Origin of the sequence: uncultured Xylophilus sp. (assembly GCA_913776965.1) — a bacterium.
In the GTDB taxonomy this organism is placed as follows: domain Bacteria; phylum Pseudomonadota; class Gammaproteobacteria; order Burkholderiales; family Burkholderiaceae_C; genus Xylophilus.
On sequence record CAJYQL010000073.1, the window covers coordinates 1 to 3,121 of the forward strand.

A 3,121-nucleotide genomic window follows, 5' to 3' on the forward strand; every position below is an offset into this window, starting at 1 on the left:
TACGCTTTCCGGGGGAAGACGGGGAATATGAAGGCCCGAAAATGGACGCTGCTGGTCTGTGACCCTCCCCGCGAAACGGCCTGCGCTTTCCTGAAAACGAACGACCAGCGGGACGACCGCAGCCGTCCCGTTTGGGATCGATTTCGAGAACGCTTGCGCCGTCTCGCTGTCCGTTCGTTTCCGGAAACGCAGCATCTTGTCTGTGGATCGGCGTGGAAAAGGGACCCCGGTAGCGGGGTGATCGGCGTCGAAAAGGGACCCTCATCCCGGTGGTCTAGGCTGCTCGCTTGGCGGTGTGTCAGGCGGCGAGATCGGGATGCTGGTATTGGAGACGGTGTTGAGAATCCGGCGCGAGCACACGTCGGGGAAGGCCATCAAGGCGATAGCGCGGGACCTGCACCTGTCGCGCAAGGTGGTGCGTAAGGCGATCCGGGCGCCTGAAGCGGACATGGGGTATCGGCGGGAGGTACAGCCGCTGCCGAAGCTGGGGCCGTTTCAAGCGCGACTGGATGCGTTGCTGGAGGAAGACGAGGCACGACCGCGGCGCGAGAAGCTGCGCCTCACGCGTATCCACGACCTGCTGCTGCGCGAAGGGTTCGATGGCTCATACGATGCGGTGCGCCGCTATGCAGCCCGCTGGCGGCAGGCGCGGCGTCGCGATGTGATGGATGCGCCGGCGTTCATCCCGCTGCTGTTCCGACCGGGCGAGGCTTACCAGTTCGACTGGAGCCACGAGGACGTCGAGATCTCGGGCAAGCCGATGCGCGTGAAGGTCGCGCATATCCGGCTGTGCGCGTCGCGGGCGATGTATGTGCGGGCCTATCCCCGCGAAACACAGGAGATGCTGTTCGACGCGCATGCGCGGGCGTTTGCCTTCTTCGGAGGCGTGCCGACGCGCGGCATCTACGACAACATGAAGACGGCGGTGACGAGCGTGTTCACCGGCAAGGAGCGGGTCTTCAACCGGCGCTTTCTGGTGATGGCGAACCACTACATGGTCGAGCCGACGGCCTGCTCGCCGGCGTCGGGCTGGGAGAAGGGGCAGGTCGAGAACCAGGTGCAGACCGCGCGTGGCCGCTTCTTCCAGCCGCGGCTGCGCTTTGCCAGCATCGAGGAGTTGAACGGCTGGCTGGAGGCCGAGTGTCGGCGCTGGGCGGACATGCACCAGCATCCCGAGCAGAAGGAACTGACGGTCGCGCAGGCATGGGCTGCCGAGCGCGGTGTGCTCCAGCCGGTTGTCGCCCCCTTCGACGGCTTCCACGAGAGCGAGCACGCGGTGAGCGGCACGTGCCTCATCAGCTTCGACCGCAACCGCTATTCCGTCTCCGCCAGGGTGGTGCGGCGTACCGTCCAGGTCCGTGCCTATGCCGACCGCATCGTCGTGCGCTGCGACGGCCAGGTCGTCGCCGACCACCCCCGGTTCTTCGGGCGCGACCGGACCATCTACGACCCGTGGCATTACCTGCCGGTGCTGGTGACCAAGCCGGGCGCCCTGCGCAATGGCGCGCCGTTCCAGGGCTGGGAGCTGCCGCCTGCGCTGTCACGCCTGCGGCGCAAGCTCGGCACTGGCGACGATGCCGACCGGCGGTTCGTGCGAGTGCTGGCGGCGGTGCTCGATGACGGACTGGAGGCGGTGGAAGCGGCCGTGCGCGAGGCGCTGCTGGCCGGCACCGCCAGCGACGACATCATCGTCAACATCCTGGCCCGCAGGCGAGAACCGCCGCGACCGCTGACCTTTGTCACACCCGAGGACCTGGCGCTGCGCCATCCGCCTCGCGCCGACTGCAACCGCTATGACAGCCTGCGAGGCCTCCATGCAGCGGCATGAGATGATGACGGCCATGGCCGAGTTGGGGCTGAAGGGAATGGCTGGCGCCTTCGACGAGGCGGTCACTACCGGTCTCCAGCGCAAGCGCACGACCATGGAAGTCCTGACGGACCTGCTGCGTGCCGAGGCGACGCACCGCCATGCAGCGTCGGTCCGCTACCGGATGTCAGCCGCCAGGTTGCCAGCGGTGAAGGACCTCGACGCCTTCGTCTTCGAAGGCACGCCCATCAACGAGGGGCTCGTACGCTCGCTGTACAGCGGCTCGTTTCTTCCGGGCCGGCGCAACGTCGTGCTGGTCGGTGGGACGGGCACCGGCAAGACGCACCTCGCCACCACCATCACCGCCAATGTGGTACGGGCCGGCGCCCGCGGGCGCTATTTCAACACGGTTGATCTGGTGAACCGGCTCGAGGAGGAAACCCGCCTTGGGAAGGCCGGCACGCTGGCGGCCCAGCTCTCGCGCCTCGACCTCGTGGTGCTCGACGAGCTTGGCTACCTGCCGTTTGCCCGCTCGGGCGGTCAGCTGCTCTTCCACCTCGTCAGCAAGCTCTACGAGCAGACTTCAGTCATCGTCACGACGAACCTGGCCTTTGGTGAGTGGCCCACCGTCTTCGGCGACCCCAAGATGACCACCGCGCTGCTCGACCGCATTACCCACCACTGCGACATCGTCGAAACCGGCAACGACAGCTGGCGCTTCAAACATCGAAGCTGACGCCTGGGGTACTGCCAGAAAACGCTTCGCGGTGGTTGCGCCTCCGGTCGGGCTACGCCCGCCCTACGCCGCAACCACCGCGAACGGCGCGCCCGTCGTACCCGTTACGCCGCTCGACGAAGGGGGTCCCTTTTGGACGCCGACAGGGGGTCCTTTTTGGACGCCGATTGACACTCGGTCAGCGAGATGCCGCGCCCGACACGGTGGAACAGCTTGATCGCATGCCGTTCCTCCAGAGCAGCAATAGCCGCGGAAGCCGCCGATTGAGTGACGTTCAGCGCGCGGGCAGCCGCCGTCATATGCTCGCGCTCGGCCACGGCGACAAAGATACGAAGCTGTTCCAGCGTCATTGAGCATTGCTATCACAATCGATCACGTTTAGCGATCGGAATGACAATATAGATACATTGGAATGATCGGTGATCGCGGCCTAGCTAATGCGGCGGAAGGAACATCCACCGTGACCACCATCGCTCGACCCAACACTGCTGCAGCCACCGGGCGGTCTGATCGACTGCTCGCCCTCCTGCCGGGGACCGGCCTGTGCCTGGTAGTGAGCGGCGCCGCCTATGCGCTGG

General features: G+C 66.0%; 3 protein-coding genes. 2 read left to right on the forward strand and 1 reads right to left on the reverse strand.

The features are described from left to right. Nucleotides 1-316 precede the first annotated feature (316 nt). Both istA and istB read left to right on the forward strand, forming a co-directional pair. The gene (gene istA / locus QZ500_RS11285) at nucleotides 317-1,828 is read left to right on the forward strand and encodes an IS21 family transposase (RefSeq protein WP_295855257.1); all 1,512 of its coding nucleotides are present in this window, start codon (nucleotides 317-319) and stop codon (nucleotides 1,826-1,828) included. Then, nucleotides 1,815-2,543, forward strand: a complete 729-nt coding sequence (gene istB, locus QZ500_RS11290; RefSeq protein ID WP_295855259.1) for an IS21-like element helper ATPase IstB — start codon at nucleotides 1,815-1,817, stop codon at nucleotides 2,541-2,543. The genes istA and istB overlap by 14 nt, the downstream gene beginning before the upstream one ends. Before the next feature lie 104 nt (nucleotides 2,544-2,647). Here the strand turns inward: istB and QZ500_RS11295 are convergent, their stop codons facing one another. Next, nucleotides 2,648-2,893 carry a LysR family transcriptional regulator gene (locus tag QZ500_RS11295; RefSeq protein ID WP_295855260.1) on the reverse strand — a complete coding sequence of 82 codons (246 nt, stop codon included), beginning with the start codon at nucleotides 2,891-2,893 and terminating at the stop codon, nucleotides 2,648-2,650. Nucleotides 2,894-3,121: the final 228 nt, after the last annotated feature.

Coding starts and splice junctions, on each gene's coding strand:
- istA (WP_295855257.1), top strand. CDS start 317: ATGCTGGTATTGGAGACGGTGTTGAGAATCCGGCGCGAGCACACGTCG.
- istB (WP_295855259.1), top strand. CDS start 1,815: ATGCAGCGGCATGAGATGATGACGGCCATGGCCGAGTTGGGGCTGAAG.
- QZ500_RS11295 (WP_295855260.1), bottom strand. CDS start 2,893: ATGACGCTGGAACAGCTTCGTATCTTTGTCGCCGTGGCCGAGCGCGAG.